The sequence below is a fragment of the Yoonia sp. SDW83-1 genome, from assembly GCF_046762885.1.
In the GTDB taxonomy this organism is placed as follows: domain Bacteria; phylum Pseudomonadota; class Alphaproteobacteria; order Rhodobacterales; family Rhodobacteraceae; genus Yoonia.
In genome coordinates this window covers 13007-33565 of record NZ_JBKQXO010000029.1, presented here as the reverse complement: position 1 = coordinate 33565, position 20559 = coordinate 13007, and the positions used below count along the sequence as shown (strand labels likewise).

Genomic DNA, 20559 nt, shown 5'->3' with positions numbered 1-20559 from the left:
TCCTGCCTCGGTCCCATCATCGCCAATCCCTCCCTGCAAGAGCAATTGAATCAGCGACTTATGCTTCGATCAAGGATGAGTTTTTCAACAGAATACGCAGAAAAGCTGACTTTGCAGAATTGCAGGCTCAACATCGTTACGTAGAGTAAGACGGCTCATTCCGGATGAGGTGGATGGCTCCTGCTCCGCCTGCATTGAACGTGCCAAAGTTCAGTTGTCATCGACCACCAGGAAAGGAAATACCCAACGACAGTTAAGACCGTGGGCCTGGATCACTGACCTCCAGTTGATTGCGGAGCAATCAACTGGAGGGATGGCCAAAGACGTTTTTCCAAGTGCGCGAAGCTGCTGGCCTTCTTTGAGACCTTGCCACGTTGTGTAGTCGGCATGAAAGCATCCGGATCGACCCATCACTGGGGTCGAGAACTGCGCAAGCTCGGCCATGATGTTCGGCTCATGCCGCCGTCTATGTCCAAACCCCATGTGAAGCGCTGCAAGCCTCAGGATGCGACCAGGCAACGGTCCTGCACAAGCCGGGTTTGTTCAGCGACAATGGCTCCAGTCACGTATCTGGTGAACTGACCGATTGGATGGAAGATCAGAAAATGGATCATGTCCGCGGTGCCCTGTATCACCCGCAGACCCAAGGCAAGATCGAGCGCTGGCGTCAAACGCTCAAGAACCGCATCTTGCTGGAGAACCACTAACTAACAGGCGATCTCAGCCAGCAGACCGATGCCTTCGTCGATCACTACAATCACCGACGCGACCATGAAAGCCTGCGGAACCTCACACCTGCCGATGTCTATTTCGGGTGCGGGAAGACCATTCTGAAACAACGAGAAAGGATCAAACGACAGACCATCAAAAACCGGCGCTTGCTTCACCGCAAATCCGCCGCAAAATCAGACAAACCAGATGCGCCAGACCCTCTCTTAGATCAGTCCGCTATCTGTCCCAAATCCGTGACGACTGACAGTTGGAGCAAAAAACACAGACAACTTCGGTTCCTAAGCAGCACTCTTTGTTTGCATCATCGTTTGCGCATTAGTACTCGCCCACCCCAAACCGCCTACAGTGCTGAGTCTATTCAGTAGCTGTAAAGCCAACAATGAGTTGGCGTAATCCAAAAGCAGCTCCTGCAAAGATCGCAGCAAATGTGACGGGCGCACTGAAGGCCAGCAGCGAGAATGCAGATAGACCTTGCCCGATACTGCATCCGATGGCGATGACCGCACCAACTCCCATGATAACAGCCCCGATGATCTGGCGTCGCAACTCTCGTGGGTCCTCGCAGGCCTCCCAGCGGAAATGGCCCTTGATCATGCTGCCAAGGAATGCGCCGATCCAGACGCCAGCAACAGAGCCTATGCCGAACGAGAGTGTTTGTCCGGATGCCGTCATGCCGTAGAGAATTGTTTCACCGATTGGTGCCGAGAATGTATGCCCGACGATCTGAAGATCGTCGAAGCCATTTGCGTTTACATACTGCATGCCCGCCCAAGCGCTTGTAACCGCCACGCCGACCACAACTGCCCAGAACACGGCTGATCGATCACGCCGCAACGAAGTGGCATTCAGGGCAAGTCCGATCAGCAAACACCCGATGACAATACCTGTAACGGCGACCGGAAAGCCGCTGATTTCACCGATCGTATGCGCGATTCCGCTCGGGATGGATGCTGGCTGTGTTGGTGGGAATATGGCGACGCGGATCCATGCCAATGGTCCGGAAAGTGTGACATAGGCGCTGATCCCCATGACGAGGACGATGACGAAGGACCGCAAATCGCCCCCGCCAAGTCGTGCGAGCGCACCAAAACCACAATTGCCTGCCATGGCCATCCCATAGCCGAACAGACCACCCCCCACGATACTGGCAACTGGCGACCATTGTTGTGAGAGATAAAATGATTTGCCGGGGTCAAACAGACCAATCGCCATAAGGCCGAAGCTGCCAACAATGCTGGAGCCAATGGCCAGAACCCACATCCGAAGCCGTTTGTCGTTGCTGCCATACAGGTAATCTTCGATGGCCCCAAGCGTACAAAACCGACCAAGCCGTGCTGCAAGCCCCAGTAAAACGCCGCCAAACAGCCCGATGGCTGCCGCTACATTCGCATCGCCCCATGCGTCGAGCATTGGGTGCTTCCTCCCCGTTTTTGGTCCAACGACTTGAACGGGAGGTGGTTAGACCTAATCCGTTTTGCAGAACAACTCGTAGACCAGACCGATGATCCTGCGAGATTTGTCATCCGTCAAGCTGTAGTAGATCGTCTTTCCCTCGCGACGGGGACGCACCAATCCTTCAAGGCGCAATCTCCCAAGCTGTTGGGACACCGCTGCCTGACGTGCCGATAGAAGTGTTTCCAACTCTGTGACCGATTTTTCGCCAGTTGCCAGATGGCATAGGATCATCAACCGGCCTTCGTGACTGATTGCCTTGAGATAGTTGGTCGCAATGGTTGCGTTTTCCATCATCTCGTCCAAGCGGTCATCATCGATGATGTCGTCAAAAACCGGGATTGTCATCTGCCTGTGCTGCCTTGCCTGTATACGATTTAACCTATTCGCGCTTGGTTGTGGTATGTGGCATCAATTCTCCAAATGACCACCCCTGTTTGTCGGTATTGGTGCTTCAAACCTCGCATTTCCTATTGGTTGTCACCTTTTAGTGCAAAGCTGATCCCTTCTTGATCAAGCATTTGCCCCAAGAGCCCCCAGAAGAAATCCTCGCCAGGATATCCTTCCATCCGGCCTTTCTCAGCCCCATTGACCAAAAGAATGAATGTGGGTGTGAAATTCACGCGACGTGTTAGCGCGATATCTGCCGGTAGGGGGTCTCGCAGGTTCACCCGCCGCAAGGGTGCAGCAGCACCTTCACCGGTTTTCGGGTAGATCGGCCCAATCTCGGCGTGCCAGCGTGCGCACCATATGCAACCGGGTTCTTCTGCCATCAACAGCCGCGTTTCCGCCGACAGTGATGTCATCGAAAGGATCATGGCCGTGAGAGCGGCAAGGAACCTGTAAAGAAAAACAGTGGTCAATGGCTTAAACATTCAATAATCTTAATGTGAATGTATCTTATGATCAAGGGCGGGGATTGATGCTGGACGTCAACTATCTTGGCGCGGCTTTTGCGGGCTTGTTGTCATTCTTCACGCCTTGCGTGCTTCCGATGGTGCCGTTTTATCTGTGCTACATGGCCGGTCTGTCGATGACAGAGCTGCGCGCGGACACCGAGATCAGCACCGGGGTACAAAGACGCCTGATCATATCGGCGGTGTTCTTTGCATTTGGTGTGACGACAATCTTTGTTCTGTTGGGAATGGGGGCTACGGCGATTGGTCAGGCCTTCGGTATGTGGCGCGATACGCTGCGATACGTGGCCGCCGGGATCCTGTTGCTGTTTGGCTTGCATTTTCTGGGCGTTATCCAGGTGCCTTTGTTATACCGCGAAGCAAAGATTGAAAGCACGGTCGCCCCGACGACCATTATTGGTGCCTATCTGATGGGGCTGGCATTTGGCTTTGGCTGGACGCCCTGCGTCGGCCCTGCATTGGCTGCGATCCTGATGGTCGCCAGCGGGGTGGGTGACATCTGGCGCGGCGGTTTACTTTTGCTGGTCTATGGGCTGGCGATGACAACGCCCTTTGTCCTTGCAGCCCTATTCGCCCGTCCGTTTATGGGCTGGCTGCAACGCAATCGTCGTTACCTTGCCTATGTCGAGCGGGTGATGGGCGGCATGCTGATCATCTTTGCCGTGCTGATTGCGACTAATTCGGTGAATTATATTGCGCAGTGGATGATTGAGGTCATGCCTGCCTTTACAAACCTGGGATAGGAGGACCGATTATGTACTTTCGTTCAATACTGGGTGCAGCTGCGATCATCTTTGCGCTGCCCGTGCTTGCCGTCACATTAGGTGATGATGGCCTACATAAGACAGACTGGATGCGCGAAACGTTCAAGGATCTCCGCGAGGACCTCGAAGAGGCGAGCGCCGAGGGCAAGCGGTTGATGGTCATCATTGAACAGCGCGGCTGCATCTATTGTACCAAGATGCATGAAGAGGTGTTTCCCGTGCCCGAGGTTGCAGCGGCGTTGAATGACCATTTCTTTGTCGTGCAGATCAACATGTTTGGCGATGTGGATGTGACGGATTTTGACGGTACGACCTTGTCCGAGAAGGATATGGTCCGGCGTTGGAATGCATTGTTCACGCCGACAATGATGTTTTTTCCGCAAGAGGTGGAGCCAGATCAGACTGCGGCCGAGGCCGCCGTTGCCGTCATGCCGGGTGCCTTCGAGCGATGGACCACGTTGAACCTGCTCAACTGGATAAATGAAGAGCGCTATCTGGGCGATGAAACCTTTCAAAAGTACCATGCGCGGATCATTCAGGAGCAGGGAATAACGGAATGAGAACAACGTATTAGTTGCAAACATTCAAATAGTTGATTTTGATGTTGCGACTCTCATGGTTCGTGGTCTACGGTACACAAGAGGGATTTGTGATCCGGGGAGTGACCATGAAGCGTTTAGTTGGCGCAGGCGTCGCGATAGCAATAGCGACAGTAGGATTTGCCGAAGGCGTAACGCCTGATGATGTGGCTTACAGTGAGTATGGCGAGGTCGAAATGTCCTTGTCCGGTCAAGACGGCGATCCTGTTGCCGGACAGGAAATCATGGTGGCTCGCGGCAAAGGCAATTGTATTGCCTGCCATCAGGTGACTGCATTGGATGAATATCCGTTCCACGGAGAGGTTGGCCCATCGCTTGATGGTATTGGTGAGTATCGTAGCGCTGCCGAACTACGCGGCATCGTTGCAAATGCAAAGATGACGTTTGAGGGAACGATCATGCCTGCCTTCTACCGGACCAGTGGGTTCATACGCCCAGGCGATGCTTTCACGGGTGAAGCTGCCAAGGGCGAGCTTGCACCTTTGCTGACCGCCCAGGAAATCGAAGATGTCGTCGCATATCTTCAAACACTCAAAGACTGATCTGTCATCAACAGATATACAGGAGATACCATGAAACTTACACGCAGACACACGCTTATGATGGCGGTCGGGTCAGCGGTTGCAGCCCTCATGCCGGTGCGCACCTTTGCGGCCGTCGAAGATGAGATCGCAGCTTTCACCGGTGGTGCCGAAATTGGCAGTGATGGCATCACGCTGATCGCACCAGAAATCGCCGAGAACGGGAACACCGTGCCGATCGAGGTCGACGCGCCGGGCGCAGAGGCAATCATTGTCTTTGCAGCCGGCAACCCGACCCCTTCAGTTGCGACATTCACCTTTGGTGCGCTGGCCGCATCGCAATCCGCCGCGACACGTATTCGGCTGGCCGGCACACAGGATGTGATCGCCATTGCCCGTATGCCTGACGGCAGCTTTGTACAGGCCAGTCAGGAAGTGAAAGTCACAATCGGCGGCTGCGGCGGCTAAGCGAGGAAAAAGACAATGGCAGAGAATGTAAAACCCCGCGTTCGTGTCCCCCGTGATGCAACCGCTGGCGAAGAAATCACGATCAAGACACTGATCAGTCACCCGATGGAATCGGGCCAGCGCAAAGATGGGGACGGCAACGTCATTCCGCGTTCGATCATCAATCGTTTTACCTGCACGTTCAACGGTGAGACCGTGATTGATGTTACGCTGGAGCCTGCAATTTCGACAAACCCCTACTTTGAATTTCAGGCCGTTGTTCCGGAAACGGGGACGTTTGAATTCACCTGGTACGACGACGATGGCGACGTCTACACAGACAGCAAAGAGATCACAGTCGGATAACGACAGCGGACGCGCCGGGGAGGGCAATGTCAATGAAAACAGTGTTGAGAGGTGGTATTGCCGGTGTCGCGCTTTGCGCCGCTTTCGCGGTACAGGCCGATGAAGAGGCTAACCTGGTCGTCAATGAGGAGATCGAGATTACCGTGCGGACAGACGCGCCGGAGCATCTTGAGAACCTAAGCACGATCTATTCCGGTTGGGTTTTCCGTTCGAGCGAGACGCAAGCCTTGCAGATGGACGATTTTGAAAACCCCGGCATGATCTTTGTCGATGAAGCCATTGAGGCTTGGAATACGGTCGACGGTAGCGCAGGTGAATCCTGTGTCTCTTGCCATGGTGCCCCCGAAGAGATGGCTGGCGTACGCGCCGTCTATCCCAAATGGAACGAAGACGCTGGTGAGGTGCGCACCATTGCGACGCAGGTCAACGGCTGTCGCACCGAACGGATGGGCGCGGAAGAGTGGAAGTATGACGGCGGTGATATGCTGAACATGGAAGCCCTGCTCGCCTCTGTTTCGCGCGGAATGACCATTGATGTCGCCATTGATGGACCGGCCCAGTCCACGTGGGAGAAGGGGCGGGATATTTATTACACCCGCTTTGGCCAGTTGGATCTATCCTGCGCGAATTGTCATGAAGACAATTATGGCAACAACATTCGCGCGGACCATCTCAGCCAGGGCCAGATTAACGGTTTCCCGACATATCGCTTGAAAAACGCCAAGCTGAACGGTGTCCAATCGCGCTTTCGTGGGTGTATCCGCGATACCCGCGCAGAGACTTACAGCGTCGGCGCTGAGGAAATGATCGCGCTGGAACTTTACGTCGCCTCGCGCGGCAATGGTTTGTCGGTCGAAGGGCCCGCTGTTCGAAACTAACCTCCCTGAAAGCCCGCTTCCTGCATGTCAGGGGCGGGCTTTTTTCTATCATGTTCCATTCAAAAATTGGAATATGAAGGCTTTGGTAGAAGGATTGGCGAAATGATATCTCGACGTGATTTTCTGCAAGCCAGCATGGCGGCTTCGGCGATCGTCGGTGCGTCTGGCTTTGGGAATTGGGGCAGGCTGGCCGCGCAGCAATCGCTTTCGCAAAGTGACCTGTTGCAGTTTGACACGTTTGGGAACGTATCGCTCATCCACATCACGGACATCCATGCCCAACTGAAACCGATCTGGTTTCGTGAACCTGAAATTAACCTGGGGGTTGGGTCCAATAAGGGGCAAGTGCCCCACATTACCGGCGCAGAGTTCCGCAAACTTTACGGGATCGAAGATGGTAGCGCGTCACACTACGCGCTCAGCTATGATGACTTCGCGGCCCTTGGTCAGGCTTACGGCCAGATGGGCGGCATGGATCGCGTTGCCACGGTCGTGAACAGTATCCGGGCGGAACGTCCTGATGCGCTGCTGCTGGATGGCGGCGATACCTGGCACGGCTCTTACACTTGCTACAAGACCCAAGGGCAGGACGTCGTAAACGTCATGAACCTGCTGAAGCCGGATGCGATGACGTTTCATTGGGAATTCACGCTTGGCTCTGACCGCGTGCGCGACATTGTCGGCGACCTGCCCTTTGCGGCGCTAGGCCAGAACATCTTTGACGCTGAGTGGGATGAACCGGCAGAGGATTTTGCCCCTTACAAATTCTATGAAAGCGGTGGCGTGAAGATTGCTGTGATCGGGCAGGCCTTTCCATACATGCCAATCGCCAACCCCGGATGGATGTTTCCGGAGTATTCATTCGGTATCCGTGACCAGCGGATGCAGGAAATGGTGGATGAGGTTCGTGGACAAGGCGCAGAACTGGTTGTTTGCCTGTCGCACAACGGTTTTGACGTGGACAAGAAGATGGCAGAGCGGGTGACAGGTATTGATGTCATTCTGGCTGGCCATACCCATGATGCCCTTCCCGAACCAGTTTTGATTGGTGAGACGATCATCGTCGCGTCAGGCTCCAACGGGAAGTTCGTCAGTCGGGTTGATCTGGATGTGCGCGATGGCCGGATGATGGGTTTCCGCCATAAGCTGATCCCGATCTTTGCGGACGTAATTGCCCCTGATCCGGATGTGGCTGCTGCAATCGATGCCGAACGCGCCCCGTTCCTTGATGATCTGACCGAGGTGATCGGAAAAACGGCGGATGACACGCTGCTTTATCGGCGCGGCAATTTCAACGGCTCTTGGGATGATCTGATCTGCGAGGCGCTGATCGAAGAACGCGATGCCGACATTTCCCTGTCACCCGGCGTGCGTTGGGGGCCGTCCATCATGCCCGGTCAGGACATCACCCGCGAGGATATCTGGAACGTCACCTCAATGACCTATCCCAATGCCTATCGCACTGAAATGACGGGCGAATTCATCCATACGGTTATGGAAGACGTCGCCGATAACCTGTTCAATACCGACCCTTATTACCAGCAAGGCGGTGACATGGTCCGCGTTGGTGGCATGGGCTACCGCATCGATGTCAGCAAACCCATCGGTGAGCGTATTTCGGACATGACCCTGCTCAGAACGGGTGAAGCGATTGATCCTGCGAAGACCTACGTGGTCGCGGGCTGGGCCTCGGTCAATGAGGGCACCGAGGGTCCGCCAATCTGGGATGTCGTCGAAAATCATATTCGCAACAAGGGCACGGTGAGCGTGGCGCCAAATACCAGCGTCACCGTGGCCGGTGCATGAGGAGACCAGTCGCAATGGATGAATTCTTCAAGCCCTCAAGACGCGCGTTCCTGCGTAGCGGTGCTGCGATTGCAGCAGGCACAGTTGCAGGCGGTGCGGCAGCGCAGGGCACGCCTGACCCCAAGATCACGGAGTTACAGGATTGGGCATCTTACACCGGGGCTGGCGTTGATGAAACGCCTTACGGTTTGCCGATCAAGTTCGAAAGCGACGTTGTGCGCCGCAATGTGGAGTGGCTGACAGCGTCGCCCATTTCATCAATCAATTTCACTCCGATCCACGCCCTTGATGGGACAATCACCCCGCAGGGTTGCGCGTTCGAGCGCCACCATTCCGGTGCGATTGAGCTGTCCAAGGAAGACTATCGCCTGATGATCAACGGGTTGGTCGATCGTCCATTAATTTTCACCTACGACGATTTGGAAAGGCTCCCCAGGGAAAACCATGTCTATTTTTGCGAATGCGCGGCGAATACCGGCATGGAATGGGCGGGCGCACAGCTGAACGGCGCGCAGTTTACCCACGGCATGATCCACAATATGGAATATACGGGCGTTCCGTTGCGCACATTGCTGGGCGAGGCAGGCCTCGAGGCGGCGGGCGAGCTTTCTAACAAATGGGTTTACGTCGAAGGCGCCGATGCGTCGTCCAATGGCCGTTCGATCCCAATGGAAAAGGCGCTTGATGATGTGCTTGTCGCATTCAAAGCCAATGGCGAGGCGCTGCGGATGGAACATGGCTATCCGGTGCGGCTGGTCGTACCCGGCTGGGAAGGCAACATGTGGGTCAAGTGGCTGCGCCGCGTCGAAGTCACCGACATGGCCGTGGAAAGTCGCGAAGAAACATCCAAATACACCGACGTCTATGAGAACGGCATCGCCCGTAAGTGGACATGGGTCATGGATGCCAAATCCGTCATTACTTCGCCCAGCCCGCAGATGCCGATCACGCATGGCGCAGGGCCGCTGGTGATCTCCGGCCTTGCCTGGTCCGGTCATGGGCAGATTACCCGCGTCGATGTGTCAAAAGACGGCGGGATCACGTGGGAAACCGCTAGACTTGGCAAGCAGGGCGATAGCAAGGCGCTGACCCGGTTCTATCTGGATACGGAATGGGACGGCAGCCCGATGCTGCTGCAATCCCGGGCCATCGACGAAACCGGCTATGTCCAGCCGACCAAGGATCAACTTCGCGAAATGCGCGGCGAAAACGCGGTCTACCACAACAACTGCATCCAAACCTGGTTTGTGAATGAAGAAGGGATCGCCGAGAATGTCGAAGTCTCTTAATCTATTTATCCCCGCAATCGGGGTCACTGCCCTTGGTCTTGGCCTGGCATATGGCTTGGCGTCGCGGCATTACGGCGCGCAGAAAATTGAAACGCTGGAGGCCCGTGTCCAGCAAATTGAAGCGAATGCGGCCCGCGCCAGTGCAGAGGCGCAGACTGCTGTTGAGGAAGCTGCGCGTCTGATGTCAGAGCGTGATCAGCTCCAACAAATCGCGGCTGATGCCGCCACTGCCAGCACCAGCCTGACAGCGCCTGCGCCGGTCATTGAAGGCACCTATGAACTGGGCCGTGCCGCGCTGGAGGAGGAGCTTGTCGCATGGGATGTCGATATTTTGCCGGACGGTCGCGGCCTGCCCGAAGGGCGCGGTGATGTATATACCGGGGAAGAGGTATTCGTCGAAAAATGCGCCTCTTGCCATGGTGATTTCGCCGAAGGCGTCGGCAATTGGCCTGTTCTTGCAGGCGGCTTTGACACGCTCGCCGACAAAGACCCGGTCAAGACGGTTGGGTCTTACTGGCCGCATCTGTCGACGGCTTGGGATTACATCAATCGGTCCATGCCATTTGGTGAGGCGGGTACGCTGACGCCGGATGAGACCTATGCCATCGTCGCGTATATCCTGTATTCCAACGATCTGGTTGATGACGATTTCGAGCTGAGTCACGAGAACTTCACCGAAATCGAGATGTATAACAGCGACGGGTTTGTCGTTGATGACCGGCCAGAGCTTGAATACGCCCAATGGCGGACTGAACCTTGTATGGCGAACTGCAAGGACACCGTCGAAATCACCATGCGCGCGACATTCCTGGATGTCACACCCGAGGGCGGGGGTGAGTCAGTGATGAACGACGCCACGACGGGCGACGGGCCTGTGTTCTCGGCGTCTGATGACACTGTTGCAACAACAGCTACCGACGAAACCGGTGGTCTTGATCCAACCTTGGTCGCCGCGGGCGAAGGTGCATTTCGACAGTGCAAATCCTGCCATCAGGTTGGGGAGAATGCCAGTAATCGCACGGGTCCGGCGCTGAACGGTATGCTGGGACGTTCAATCGGTTCGGTTGAGGGGTTCCGCTATTCCAATGTGTTCCAAGAGGCCAATACAGCTGGCGAGGTGTGGACAGCTGAAAACCTTGCGGCGTTCCTTGCCGACCCACGCGGAACGATGGCTGGCACGAAGATGACGTTCCGGGGCGTGCGTGAAGAGGCGGATATCGCAGCCCTGATCGCCTATCTTCAGAGCTTTGAAGACTGATGTTACGACGGCTTTTCTTCATCGCCCTTTTAGGCGCTGCGGGCACAAGCCAGGCGGAGGTTGGTGGTGATGCGGAAAATGGGCAAACCTTGTTCAGGCAATGCAGCGGCTGCCACGAGGTTGGCCAGGGCGCCCGCGATCGCATTGGCCCGCACCTGAACAATATCTTTGACCGTCCGGCTGGCGCGGCAGATGGCTATCGCTATTCCGCCGGTCTGCAACGCGCGGCGAATGGTGGCTTGGTCTGGACCTATGAGACGCTTGACGATTTCATCGAGAACCCGCGCAGGCTTGTGTCCAACACACGCATGAGTTTCCACGGCTTTGAAGCGCAACAGGAACGTGACGATTTACTTGCCTATCTACGCCAGTTTTCCGCCAGCCCCGCGAATATCCCTGAGGCAGCACCAACTGCCGCAGCCGTAGATCATGCCGTCGCACCTGAAGTTTTGGCGATTATCGGGGACCCTGCTTACGGCGAATATCTGTCAGGGGAATGCACCTCCTGCCATCAGGCCAGCGGAGCCACAGATGGGGTTCCGTCAATCATCAACTGGCCGGCTGACGATTTCGTCGTTGTGATGCACGCCTACAAGGAAGGTGTGCGGGCTCATCCTGTCATGCAGATGATGGCAGGCCGTTTATCGAATGAAGAGATCGCTGCGCTCGCGGCGTATTTTGAAAGCATCGAGTAGTTGATGCGCATAGGGGAGGAGTAATCATGACGTTCAACAGAAGGATATTTCTTGGATCTGCAGCCGTAACAGCGGGTCTATTGGCAGCACCTATGGTGCGCGCGCAAGGCAAGCCGCGTGTGGTTGTTGTGGGTGGCGGTGCGGGGGGTGCGACGGCTGCGCGCTACATTGCTAAGGATAGCCAAGGTGCAATTGATGTGACCTTGGTCGAGCCGACGCGCACCTACTACACCTGCTTTTTCTCGAACCTTTATCTTGGCGGTTTCCGCGACATGCAGTCGCTTGGTCATAGCTATGGCACACTGGCTGCGGAATACGGGATCAACGTCGTGCATGACTGGGCTGTTGGCGTTGATCGTGATGCCAAGACTGTCACGCTCGCCGGTGGAAGCAGCTTGCCTTATGATCGTCTGATCCTGTCGCCGGGCATCGACTTTGTTGATGGTGCCGTTGAGGGTTGGGATCTGTCGTCGCAAAACGCGATGCCACACGCTTATAAGGGCGGATCGCAGACTGAGCTGCTGATGGCGCAGATCATGGCGATGCCGCAGGGTGGCACATATGCGATGGTTGCGCCGCCAAATCCGTACCGCTGCCCGCCCGGCCCGTATGAACGTATCTCGATGGTGGCGCATACGCTCAAAGAGGTGAACCCGACGGCCAAGATCCTGATTGCCGACCCGAAAGAGAAGTTCTCAAAGCAGGGTCTATTCGAGGAAGGCTGGAACGATCACTACGCGGGCATGATCGAACGGATCGGTCCCGATTTCGGGGGGGCAGACGTGGTCGTTGACCCGGCAGCGATGACGCTGTCCATTGATGGCGATGTGAACAATGTCGATGTGTGTAATGTGATCCCCGCAATGAAGGCAGGCCGCATTGCAGAGATTGCGGGCATCACAGAGGGCAACTGGGCCCATGTAAATGCGGTCGATATGTCGTCGAAGATGGACGAAAATATCCATGTTCTGGGCGATGCAGCGGCGCAGGGCGATATGCCAAAATCAGGCTTTTCGGCCAATAGCCAGGCAAAGGTTTGCGCCAATGCGGTGCGTGGCGCGCTGACCGGCTCAACCGTATTCCCCGCACGCTTTGCCAATACGTGCTGGTCCTTGATCGACACGGAGAACGGCGTGAAGGTCGGTGCCACCTATGAGGCCACCGAAGAAAAGATCGCCAAGGTCGACGGTTTTATCAGCGAAACTGGCGAAAGTGACGATCTGCGTGCGGCGACCTATCAGGAATCTGTCGGTTGGTATGACGGCATTGTCGCGGACATGTTTGGCTAAAGTCATGCGGGCCTTGATTTTGATCAGGGCCCGCCTTGCTGCGCCGCCTAAGATTCTGCGAAAGGAGGAAACGATATGAAAAATCTACTTACCTGTGCGATTCTCGGTTTGGCCGCGACCCCTGTTATCGGGCAAGAGGCTGTGACCTATCCCTTTGACGGCAGCTTTGATGATGCAACCTTTGCGGTGGAAAACGCGATTATCGGCAAGGGTCTGGTCATCGACTATGTCAGCCACACCGGCGATATGCTTGCCCGGACGGCTGCGGATGTCGGCAGTACGGTACAGTTATTTGAGGCCGCCGATATATTTCTGTTCTGCTCTGCGCAAATATCGCGCGAGGTGATGGAGGCCGACCTGATGAATATCGCGCATTGCCCTTATGGGATCTTCGTGACTGAACGCGACGATGCGGTGATGGTGGGCTACCGGACATACCCGGACGGTGAAATGCAAAAGGTCCAGACACTGCTCGACGAAATCGCACAAGACGCCGTGGGCGGATAAGGATATTCATGAATTACGAAGGTTTCTTTGCCGCGTCGCTGGCGCGGTTACAGGATGAAGGTAACTATCGCGTCTTTGCCGATCTTGAACGGCATTGCGGACGCTTTCCCAAAGCTACCAATCATGGGGATGCTCCCCGCGATGTGACAATCTGGTGCTCGAACGACTATCTTGGCATGGGTCAGCATCCTGATGTACTGGTGGCCATGCATGATGCGCTGGACAATGTTGGTGCCGGTGCGGGTGGCACGCGAAACATCTCTGGCACAACGCATCACCATGTATTGCTAGAGGCGGAATTGGCCGACCTGCATGGCAAGGAAGCTGCTCTTTTGTTCACCAGCGGCTATGTCTCCAACTGGGCTGCACTTGGCACGCTGGCGGCCAAGATCCCAGATTGTCTGGTGCTGTCAGACGCGCTGAACCACGCCAGCATGATCGAAGGCATCCGTCATTCCAAAGCGGACCGGCAGATCTGGCGTCACAACGATCTTGCACATCTCGAAGAGTTACTGGCGGCGCAACCTTTGGACCGCCCGAAACTCATCGCGTTCGAAAGCGTCTATTCGATGGATGGCGATATCGCACCGATTGCCGCGATTTGTGATCTTGCCGACAAATACAACGCCATGACCTATCTGGATGAAGTGCACGCCGTTGGGCTTTACGGCCCCCGCGGCGGCGGCATTGCAGAACGTGAAGGCCTGATGCATCGGCTGACTGTCATTGAGGGTACGCTCGGCAAAGCCTTCGGGGTTATGGGCGGCTATATCGCGGCGTCGGCCGATCTGTGCGACTTTGTCCGGTCATTTGCCAGCGGGTTCATTTTCACGACTGCTTTGCCGCCTGCCGTGGTCGCTGGGGCAGCGGCGTCAATCCGGCATCTGAAAACCAGCCACACCGAACGTGCCCAACAAAAGGCCAAAGTGGCCCAAGTGCGTGCGCGGCTAGATGCCATCGGTATTCCGCATCTGGACAACCCAAGCCACATCATTCCCGTGATGGTCGGCGACCCGGTCAAATGCAAATACCTGTCTGATATCCTGATGCGTGACTACGGCATCTATATCCAGCCGATCAACTACCCCACCGTGCACAAAGGGACGGAGCGGTTACGGCTGACGCCATCGCCGGTGCATTCGGAGGCAGATGTCGACCATCTTGTCAGCGCGCTTGAGACGCTTTGGGCGCAGTGCCAACTGGCCCGTTTGCCTGTCGCAGCGCAGTAAGGTTGACCTGCGTCAAGGTTCGAAACGGCATGTCTTCTTAGCCCCTGCATAGTTAAAAGGGGCCTTAACATGCTGGAAAACCTGATCGAGCTTTATCGGTCCCGATGGCTTTGGGGTGGCGCTATGCTGACGCACCGCTTGCTTCAGCGTCCGTCAATGGCTGTCGCCTGAGCTATTCGAATTCCATCTGCTCATAGACACGCCCGGCATTCTTGGTCGCCAATTCTTCGAACGTGTCCAGATGTGCATAAGGCGATTGGTCCACGTAATAGGCGTCCGCAAGCCCGCCACCATTATCAAGGTGTTCGCCAATCTTGCCGCGCAGATATTCCAGATAACCTTTCGTATAACGCCGAACCTGATCCATATTCGTCGGGTGCCCGTGCCCGGGAATGACATAGGTCGCATTGAGCGCTTCAAATGCGGTGTCCCATGTGTCCAGCCAATCAAGGGTGTAAGTGTCTTCGAATATCGGCAGCATGCGTTCGTGAAAGGCCATGTCACCCGCAATCACAAGGTCCTGACGGGGTAGCCAGACGACCACATCGCCTGCGCTATGGGCGGGGCCAAGATAACGCACCTCAATGCGATAATCGCCCAATTCAAGGATGTATTCATCGGCAAACGTCTCGGTCGGGCCTTGCAGAAACGTGCCTTCGGCCTTGTCCTGGTTCAGTTGCTGCATGGCTTCAAGAATGCGAAACCCGCGTTCTTCGAATTCTGAGGCGGCATCCTCGTGGGCGATGATGGGCACATTTTGCTCAGCCCAATAGGAGTTACCCAGCATGGCATGCCCCTGACCGTTTTCATTAACCACCAGAACAACCGATTCTTCTGTGCGGGCTTTGATTTCCTGATGCAGCGCTTCAGCCAGCACATATGCCCCGCCGCCATTGATCACGACAACACCTTCCCCGGTGACAATGAAGCTGAGGTTGTTGTTATGGCCGGTGTTTTCGTAGGTGGGCGGGGCGGTTGCGCCAATGGCGCTAAACACACCGGGGATGAATTCAACCGGCGCACTATAAAGCGGTGAGCCCGGATACTGATCTGCGATGTCTTCGTTTGCATGTGCCGTGGTTGCGCAAATGGCGATCAAAGGTGCTGCAAACCGGATCATGCGTCGTCACCGACAAAGACAAACCCGTCACCACGCCGCTCTGCATGGCCCCAACCGCCACTGGGTAAATGGAAACCGATGAGACGCATTTGCGCAGTGCTGAGTTGATCCAGTAAGGCAAGGCGGGTTTGGGCACCCAATTCAGGATCCTGATCGGAGCCTGACAGCCATGCGGGTTTTTCGAAGGCAACATGATGGTTCACAATGCTGTCGCCCACAATCATGACGGCTTCGCCGCCCATCTGCACTTCAAACGACATGTGCCCCGGGGTATGCCCCGGTGTCAGGCGCGATAGCACACCGGGCAGGATTTCCTGATTGTCTGCAAACAGGTTGATTTGATCGGCCAGCAGTTCCAGCCGGTTCATCGCGCCGACGGCAAAGGTCACGCGCCCTTCATCAATGGTTGAGACGGTGTCAGGGTCGGTCCAGTAATCCCACTCTGCCTGCCCCATATGATAGGTCGCGTCGGGAAACATCAGATCGCCAAAATCATCCCGCACCCCCCAAAGGTGATCAGGGTGCGCATGGGTAAAGACCACATCTGTGATGTCGCTGACATCAAGCTCCAGCGTATCGAATGCATCCATCAGCTTGCCCGCACTGGGCATGAATTCCTGTCCAGCGCCGACGTCGAAGAGGATTGTGCGATCACCATCGCGTAACAGAGTGATGTTGCAGTCCGGGGTCATCGTGTCGCTGGTGATTCCGTAACGCGCCAAAATGTCATTCGCACCGTCTGGTGGTGTTTCTCTGAAAGCAAAGCTTCTTGGCAGCACAAGATTACCGTCACTCATGGTGTCAAGGCTGCGATCACCCGCGTGCAGTGTGGTTTGCGCCCAAATGCGCTGGGGGATAGCGCCGGAAAGGGCCGCCGCTATCCCGTGTTGTATCACTCTTCTGCGTGTCAGCTGCATGTCTTACCTTCATATTCGAATTATTGAATAATACGACTAGTGTTTGGCTATTGAAACAGTTTTCTTGCTGTAACAGGTCGGCGTTCAACGGAATATTTCTACCGTATCGTTACGGGTACCTGTTTCGCGGTTCGCACTAGGCGGCTCTTTGCATTTGGTGAGGCGACTGCCGACTTGCTTTGAGAGGTGCGGGTCGGCATCACGGAGAAGGGTGAGGCGATCCCCGTCGCACCCATTGTCTGGGAGGGTAAAGTGTCCGTCGTCAGACATGCCAGGGTTTAGATCCCGAAATGGAACCGATCTCTGCAGACCTTTTGGAAGGGCGTGTCGGAAACGGGACGGTCCTGTCCAGGTCGCCACGGTCGATGGCTGGATGACGGCCATCGTAACGGGCGCGGGAATTCGACCGGAAAAAAAAGCTCTTCCGGATGCAAAGAAACTCCTGCGGTTTCTGGCCAGAGACGATTCCCACGCGGCATGGAGCGGTGAATACGAACAGTTCGTGGCTTCAAATCCGCAAGACTCGGAGGAGGCGAACCGGGTTGCCGATGCTTGGTTGGATTGTGTCGGTGCGGGTCTCTACTCGATCGGCCGAACGTTGATGGCTCGAATACACGCCACAACGACCGGAATGGGTGTTACTCCCGAAACCTCGGTGGTGCTTTCTCCACCCGGCGAGCTGGCAGCCTTGCCCCTAGCGGCCGGCGATATTGGAGACGGAGCAGTCTTTTTTGAGCGATGGCCCACATCCCTCGTGCAATGCACTGCGCTGCTGGAACGGTCCTCTGACGAGGGGCGCCCTCGGGGGCTAGACTGCCCCAATTCGTGTGTAGTATGTGTGCAACATGGTCACGAAAACTGGATCGCGGACCATGGGAGAATTAGGAATGACCAACAACGCAGCCACTGCGGCGGCGATATTATCTTGTGGCCCCATGATAGATTGGATTGTTTTGTGTGTAGAATTAATAAGTTGAGTAGTGTCTGTGCACTGTGTATGCAACATGAAATCGCCTTCTGGCGCACTATGTCGGACGTTTAGCGGTTGCGCAGAGTTGGTTACATTGAGGCGCGTTGAAACCGGAGCGAATTAAGGATTTCGCTAACCCTGCAACAGTGAGTAGTCATTTGTCCCACGGCGCCCTGACCCAGGATTCAGTGAATTGAAGGTCGGCTAGGGGTAGGGGGCGATAGCAGCCCTTGCTCGTCGTGTCAGGAGACGTTTTGACAAGAGACTGATCCGGCAATCAGTGAAAGCCGACCTTCGCTGCGCTGAAGGCAAATGTCGTAAATGCGGGATTTGCTGCCATATGGTTGCCGTATATGAATGTCGGCACATGGGCATTTGTAGACCCGCGAAGGTCTATCGTCAGAACGGAAACATGAACTCGTATCGCATGTGCTAAGCCAGAAAATTAGTGCGAGTATCGGTCCATTATCTAAGCGATGGAAGCAGACTGTCGCGCCGCGAAAGCCCTTGTCAGCGAAGCCAATCGAACAGGTGATTCACTAATTTGGAAACCCGAAGCGATTGATGTTTATCAACGAGCACATCGGCAAACCACCTAACAGGATTGCAATTTGGCCCGACGACGTCTGCGCTGGTACGCTTTGGGGAGGCAGCCTTGAAACGCGTCTGCATCATCGGAATATCCGGCAAGCTGGGACAATTCATGGCGGAGCACGCCCTGACCCGCGGTCACAAAATGGTCGGCATCTGTCGGGGACAAGGCGTCCACAAGCTCGACCGTTTTGGAGCGCGGATCACGGCCTTTCCTGGGCAAACCAACGACCGCGAAGTTGTACGCCAGGCCGTGTCAGGCTGCGACGGCGTGCTTTGTGTTCTCGTGCCTTGGGGTGTAGATGGCTATGCCACCGGTACGGCGCAGGCGGTTTTGGATTTTGCAGATCCGGACGCGACTGGTCTTTTCCTGTGGCTGGCACATCAGCCGGGACGGCGTCGATGTGTATCCATGGCGTCTGAAGCTGTTCATCACCATCTTCGGGCCGCTGGCGCGTTTGTTGCGCTTTGCCGATCTTCGTGACCAAAAGGAGGCGTGCCGCCGCATCTTTGTCTCTGACACGAACTGGACATTGGTGCGTGGCTCGGATCTCGAAGAAGGCGACAGCGAGGTATTACCCGTCTGGTCACGCCATGTAAGCGCTCCGGTGCTGGCGAGCAATCCGACCCGACGCACAGGCTTCGCCATGTTCATGGTCCATGCGCTGATCGACGACAGCCTTATCCGAGAAGCGCCAGCCACCGTAAGCTGCAAGAGTGCGTCAGCGTTGTCGCATTCCAGGCCTCATGAACAGCGCTCCGGTGACGTGGCGAACCAAGCGTGAAGAGAGGGGTCTGGACTGCCTTTGCCCGCTTTGGCTATGGGCTTGGATGGGGTCGGTCGCACTCGTCCGCATGTTCACAATTGGTGCCTTGCCCTCCAGCAGTGGCACTCTGGGCACGCAATCGCATCGGGAAAGGGCATGGACAACGAGTATAAAAGGAAGCGAAAAGAACTGATCGGGTTTGCCTGAGCGCTTGACACAGTTGTCGCACTGGTAGGTTTTTTTTGGCGGCTTCATGAGCATACCACCACCATCGTCGCGCCCTTTGCCAGCTGGACGCTGGGCACGATGCTGGTCATTGTCTTCACCGACCCGCCGGATAGATAGCGCGCGCTTGGCGTGGTAGTGGCAATCCAGGAGCGCTTCGGCCGGCAATCTCTGAGGAGACTGTTCGCGCCTCTATAAAGTTAGCAAACTCTCGGAACTAGCGACTGATGTATTGAATTGCCTCTCTAAAACCGCCGTTGCTTCAGCCGATAGGCGACCCCGGTAAAGAAACCCTTTTGGATATCCTTGGAGATCAGCGAGAAGTGGATGCGCGCAGGAATCCCGGTCGCCTTGCAAGGGGCGGGCAACAGCGTGGCCTTCGTGTTGCATTGCCCGTGCCCCACGCTTTCACGTAGTCACCGTCCATTGGGAAGCCGAACTGGATATCGTCGCGAACATGGTGGAAAATTCGTTCGAGTTTGCCGCGCACTGTGGTCTCGAACTGCGTCAAACGAGCAGCCAATTCTTTGGTGGTCGGATGATCGTAGTCGGCAAGAATGTTCATGAATTTGGACTACCTAGTTCAGCTGCCTCTCTCCTCTCTCTTTGATGCAAGTCAACGCGTCACTTTAGATACGAGCAGCGACTCTGTCGTGTTGCGAAAACCGAGAACAGTACCTTGTCGGGCTTCGCCGCGTTTCTCTCCGATAGCCGTCAGACTGGAAACAACTTCACAGGTCTCATGCGTCAAGTCGTTCAACAGTCCCGTCCAGATCCATCAACAACAGCTCCACCTCAAGAACAGGTTCACGCGTTCGTATCTCGTCCGCCAGCGCTTCCATCCAGACCATATGGATCGCAGTTTCCCCCTCGCGTTCATCTGCACAGTCCTGACCGACAAAGGCCTTGCAAGCACCGCAATCACGGTGGTCGATCACGATGATCTTGCGAATGCCGTGCAGATTACGGGCCAGTTTGACGTGTTGCCAGAAGGTTTCGGCCCAGGCGCTAGTTTCATCCGCCATGACGCCAATGGCACCACCAGCCAGCACGATCTGGTCGTATTTGCCCCGCAAGCCACGCGCCGCGAGGTAGTCCGCAACCGGGGTGATCAGACGATAGTCCATGCAATTGAGCACCAAAGCCTCGGTCTGATGTGACGAGTCCGGTGCGTTTTGCGGCTTTTCCATTGCCATATCCATGGCTTTGCTCCTGTCGAA

The 20559-nt window shown here is 55.7% G+C and carries 22 protein-coding genes and 2 pseudogenes; 16 read left to right on the top strand and 8 right to left on the bottom strand.

Features of this window, described 5'->3' with window-relative positions; genetic code table 11:
• Positions 1 to 488: 488 nt before the first annotated feature.
• A pseudogene (locus ACFWW4_RS21625) lies at positions 489 to 902 on the top strand (integrase core domain-containing protein); the annotation flags it as partial.
• 184 nt (positions 903 to 1086) lie between these two features.
• Here ACFWW4_RS21625 and ACFWW4_RS21620 read toward each other — a convergent pair.
• From ACFWW4_RS21620 to ACFWW4_RS21610, 3 genes are all read right to left on the bottom strand, one after another.
• On the bottom strand, positions 1087 to 2142 hold the full coding sequence (locus ACFWW4_RS21620; RefSeq protein ID WP_411892739.1) for a YeeE/YedE family protein: 1056 nt from the start codon (positions 2140 to 2142) through the stop codon (positions 1087 to 1089).
• A 54-nt stretch (positions 2143 to 2196) separates the two neighbouring features.
• Positions 2197 to 2532, bottom strand: a complete 336-nt coding sequence (locus ACFWW4_RS21615; protein WP_411892738.1) for an ArsR/SmtB family transcription factor — start codon at positions 2530 to 2532, stop codon at positions 2197 to 2199.
• Between the two features lie 122 nt (positions 2533 to 2654).
• Positions 2655 to 3059: a hypothetical protein gene (locus tag ACFWW4_RS21610; RefSeq protein ID WP_411892737.1), complete on the bottom strand. Its 405-nt coding sequence runs from the start codon at positions 3057 to 3059 to the stop codon at positions 2655 to 2657.
• Between the two features lie 47 nt (positions 3060 to 3106).
• Between ACFWW4_RS21610 and ACFWW4_RS21605 the strand changes: the two genes are divergently transcribed.
• The 13 genes from ACFWW4_RS21605 to hemA all read left to right on the top strand — a co-directional run bounded on the left by ACFWW4_RS21605 (position 3107) and on the right by hemA (position 14749).
• Positions 3107 to 3844 (top strand): cytochrome c biogenesis CcdA family protein, encoded by a 738-nt coding sequence (locus ACFWW4_RS21605; protein WP_411892736.1) that lies wholly within the window; start codon positions 3107 to 3109, stop codon positions 3842 to 3844.
• A gap of 11 nt (positions 3845 to 3855) precedes the next feature.
• Positions 3856 to 4425 (top strand): thioredoxin family protein, encoded by a 570-nt coding sequence (locus ACFWW4_RS21600; protein ID WP_411892735.1) that lies wholly within the window; start codon positions 3856 to 3858, stop codon positions 4423 to 4425.
• Positions 4426 to 4532: 107 nt separating this feature from the next.
• Complete coding sequence (gene soxX, locus ACFWW4_RS21595; protein WP_393931384.1) at positions 4533 to 5006, top strand: sulfur oxidation c-type cytochrome SoxX; 474 nt, start codon at positions 4533 to 4535, stop codon at positions 5004 to 5006.
• 30 nt (positions 5007 to 5036) lie between these two features.
• Positions 5037 to 5453 (top strand): thiosulfate oxidation carrier protein SoxY, encoded by a 417-nt coding sequence (gene soxY, locus ACFWW4_RS21590; protein WP_411892734.1) that lies wholly within the window; start codon positions 5037 to 5039, stop codon positions 5451 to 5453.
• Positions 5454 to 5468: 15 nt separating this feature from the next.
• Positions 5469 to 5798 carry a thiosulfate oxidation carrier complex protein SoxZ gene (gene soxZ / locus ACFWW4_RS21585; protein ID WP_393931388.1) on the top strand — a complete coding sequence of 110 codons (330 nt, stop codon included), beginning with the start codon at positions 5469 to 5471 and terminating at the stop codon, positions 5796 to 5798.
• Positions 5799 to 5830: 32 nt separating this feature from the next.
• Positions 5831 to 6676: a sulfur oxidation c-type cytochrome SoxA gene (soxA, locus tag ACFWW4_RS21580; RefSeq protein ID WP_411892733.1), complete on the top strand. Its 846-nt coding sequence runs from the start codon at positions 5831 to 5833 to the stop codon at positions 6674 to 6676.
• Positions 6677 to 6778: 102 nt separating this feature from the next.
• Positions 6779 to 8482 carry a thiosulfohydrolase SoxB gene (soxB, locus tag ACFWW4_RS21575; RefSeq protein WP_411892732.1) on the top strand — a complete coding sequence of 568 codons (1704 nt, stop codon included), beginning with the start codon at positions 6779 to 6781 and terminating at the stop codon, positions 8480 to 8482.
• Between the two features lie 14 nt (positions 8483 to 8496).
• Complete coding sequence (gene soxC / locus ACFWW4_RS21570) at positions 8497 to 9771, top strand: sulfite dehydrogenase (RefSeq protein ID WP_411892731.1); 1275 nt, start codon at positions 8497 to 8499, stop codon at positions 9769 to 9771.
• Entirely contained in the window at positions 9755 to 11029 is a 1275-nt protein-coding gene (locus ACFWW4_RS21565; RefSeq protein WP_411892730.1) for a c-type cytochrome, read from the top strand. The genes soxC and ACFWW4_RS21565 overlap by 17 nt, the downstream gene beginning before the upstream one ends.
• Positions 11029 to 11724 carry a c-type cytochrome gene (locus tag ACFWW4_RS21560; protein ID WP_411892729.1) on the top strand — a complete coding sequence of 232 codons (696 nt, stop codon included), beginning with the start codon at positions 11029 to 11031 and terminating at the stop codon, positions 11722 to 11724. The genes ACFWW4_RS21565 and ACFWW4_RS21560 overlap by 1 nt, the downstream gene beginning before the upstream one ends.
• Positions 11725 to 11750: 26 nt before the next feature.
• Positions 11751 to 13013, top strand: a complete 1263-nt coding sequence (locus ACFWW4_RS21555) for an FCSD flavin-binding domain-containing protein (protein ID WP_411892728.1) — start codon at positions 11751 to 11753, stop codon at positions 13011 to 13013.
• 75 nt (positions 13014 to 13088) lie between these two features.
• The gene (locus ACFWW4_RS21550; RefSeq protein ID WP_411892727.1) at positions 13089 to 13520 is read left to right on the top strand and encodes a DUF302 domain-containing protein; all 432 of its coding nucleotides are present in this window, start codon (positions 13089 to 13091) and stop codon (positions 13518 to 13520) included.
• An 8-nt stretch (positions 13521 to 13528) separates the two neighbouring features.
• Positions 13529 to 14749, top strand: coding sequence for a 5-aminolevulinate synthase (gene hemA, locus ACFWW4_RS21545; protein ID WP_411892726.1), 1221 nt, complete (start codon positions 13529 to 13531; stop codon positions 14747 to 14749).
• Positions 14750 to 14921: 172 nt separating this feature from the next.
• Here hemA and ACFWW4_RS21540 read toward each other — a convergent pair whose 3' ends face one another.
• Both ACFWW4_RS21540 and ACFWW4_RS21535 read right to left on the bottom strand, forming a co-directional pair.
• Positions 14922 to 15869: an MBL fold metallo-hydrolase gene (locus ACFWW4_RS21540; protein ID WP_411892725.1), complete on the bottom strand. Its 948-nt coding sequence runs from the start codon at positions 15867 to 15869 to the stop codon at positions 14922 to 14924.
• A complete protein-coding gene (locus ACFWW4_RS21535) occupies positions 15866 to 16666 on the bottom strand; it encodes an MBL fold metallo-hydrolase (RefSeq protein ID WP_411892724.1) in 801 nt (266 codons plus the stop codon). Before ACFWW4_RS21535 ends, ACFWW4_RS21540 begins: the two co-directional genes overlap by 4 nt.
• Positions 16667 to 18459: 1793 nt before the next feature.
• On the opposite strand from ACFWW4_RS21535, the pseudogene ACFWW4_RS21530 reads away from it, so the two are divergent.
• Both ACFWW4_RS21530 and ACFWW4_RS21525 read left to right on the top strand, forming a co-directional pair.
• Positions 18460 to 18633, top strand: a pseudogene (locus ACFWW4_RS21530) (NAD(P)-dependent oxidoreductase); the annotation flags it as partial.
• 16 nt (positions 18634 to 18649) lie between these two features.
• Complete coding sequence (locus tag ACFWW4_RS21525) at positions 18650 to 19132, top strand: hypothetical protein (protein ID WP_411892741.1); 483 nt, start codon at positions 18650 to 18652, stop codon at positions 19130 to 19132.
• Positions 19133 to 19584: 452 nt separating this feature from the next.
• On the opposite strand, the gene ACFWW4_RS21520 is transcribed toward ACFWW4_RS21525, so the two are convergent.
• The 3 genes from ACFWW4_RS21520 to ACFWW4_RS21510 form a co-directional block, all read right to left on the bottom strand.
• Positions 19585 to 19707 (bottom strand): hypothetical protein, encoded by a 123-nt coding sequence (locus ACFWW4_RS21520; RefSeq protein WP_411892723.1) that lies wholly within the window; start codon positions 19705 to 19707, stop codon positions 19585 to 19587.
• Positions 19653 to 19904: a hypothetical protein gene (locus ACFWW4_RS21515; RefSeq protein WP_411892740.1), complete on the bottom strand. Its 252-nt coding sequence runs from the start codon at positions 19902 to 19904 to the stop codon at positions 19653 to 19655. The genes ACFWW4_RS21520 and ACFWW4_RS21515 overlap by 55 nt, the downstream gene beginning before the upstream one ends.
• Positions 19905 to 20079: 175 nt before the next feature.
• Positions 20080 to 20541, bottom strand: coding sequence for a carbonic anhydrase (locus ACFWW4_RS21510; protein ID WP_411892722.1), 462 nt, complete (start codon positions 20539 to 20541; stop codon positions 20080 to 20082).
• Positions 20542 to 20559 lie beyond the last annotated feature (18 nt).

Coding starts and splice junctions, on each gene's coding strand:
- ACFWW4_RS21620 (WP_411892739.1), bottom strand. CDS start 2,142: ATGCTCGACGCATGGGGCGATGCGAATGTAGCGGCAGCCATCGGGCTG.
- ACFWW4_RS21615 (WP_411892738.1), bottom strand. CDS start 2,532: ATGACAATCCCGGTTTTTGACGACATCATCGATGATGACCGCTTGGAC.
- ACFWW4_RS21610 (WP_411892737.1), bottom strand. CDS start 3,059: ATGTTTAAGCCATTGACCACTGTTTTTCTTTACAGGTTCCTTGCCGCT.
- ACFWW4_RS21605 (WP_411892736.1), top strand. CDS start 3,107: ATGCTGGACGTCAACTATCTTGGCGCGGCTTTTGCGGGCTTGTTGTCA.
- ACFWW4_RS21600 (WP_411892735.1), top strand. CDS start 3,856: ATGTACTTTCGTTCAATACTGGGTGCAGCTGCGATCATCTTTGCGCTG.
- soxX (WP_393931384.1), top strand. CDS start 4,533: ATGAAGCGTTTAGTTGGCGCAGGCGTCGCGATAGCAATAGCGACAGTA.
- soxY (WP_411892734.1), top strand. CDS start 5,037: ATGAAACTTACACGCAGACACACGCTTATGATGGCGGTCGGGTCAGCG.
- soxZ (WP_393931388.1), top strand. CDS start 5,469: ATGGCAGAGAATGTAAAACCCCGCGTTCGTGTCCCCCGTGATGCAACC.
- soxA (WP_411892733.1), top strand. CDS start 5,831: ATGAAAACAGTGTTGAGAGGTGGTATTGCCGGTGTCGCGCTTTGCGCC.
- soxB (WP_411892732.1), top strand. CDS start 6,779: ATGATATCTCGACGTGATTTTCTGCAAGCCAGCATGGCGGCTTCGGCG.
- soxC (WP_411892731.1), top strand. CDS start 8,497: ATGGATGAATTCTTCAAGCCCTCAAGACGCGCGTTCCTGCGTAGCGGT.
- ACFWW4_RS21565 (WP_411892730.1), top strand. CDS start 9,755: ATGTCGAAGTCTCTTAATCTATTTATCCCCGCAATCGGGGTCACTGCC.
- ACFWW4_RS21560 (WP_411892729.1), top strand. CDS start 11,029: ATGTTACGACGGCTTTTCTTCATCGCCCTTTTAGGCGCTGCGGGCACA.
- ACFWW4_RS21555 (WP_411892728.1), top strand. CDS start 11,751: ATGACGTTCAACAGAAGGATATTTCTTGGATCTGCAGCCGTAACAGCG.
- ACFWW4_RS21550 (WP_411892727.1), top strand. CDS start 13,089: ATGAAAAATCTACTTACCTGTGCGATTCTCGGTTTGGCCGCGACCCCT.
- hemA (WP_411892726.1), top strand. CDS start 13,529: ATGAATTACGAAGGTTTCTTTGCCGCGTCGCTGGCGCGGTTACAGGAT.
- ACFWW4_RS21540 (WP_411892725.1), bottom strand. CDS start 15,869: ATGATCCGGTTTGCAGCACCTTTGATCGCCATTTGCGCAACCACGGCA.
- ACFWW4_RS21535 (WP_411892724.1), bottom strand. CDS start 16,666: ATGAGTGACGGTAATCTTGTGCTGCCAAGAAGCTTTGCTTTCAGAGAA.
- ACFWW4_RS21525 (WP_411892741.1), top strand. CDS start 18,650: ATGGCTATGCCACCGGTACGGCGCAGGCGGTTTTGGATTTTGCAGATC.
- ACFWW4_RS21515 (WP_411892740.1), bottom strand. CDS start 19,904: ATGAACATTCTTGCCGACTACGATCATCCGACCACCAAAGAATTGGCT.
- ACFWW4_RS21510 (WP_411892722.1), bottom strand. CDS start 20,541: ATGGATATGGCAATGGAAAAGCCGCAAAACGCACCGGACTCGTCACAT.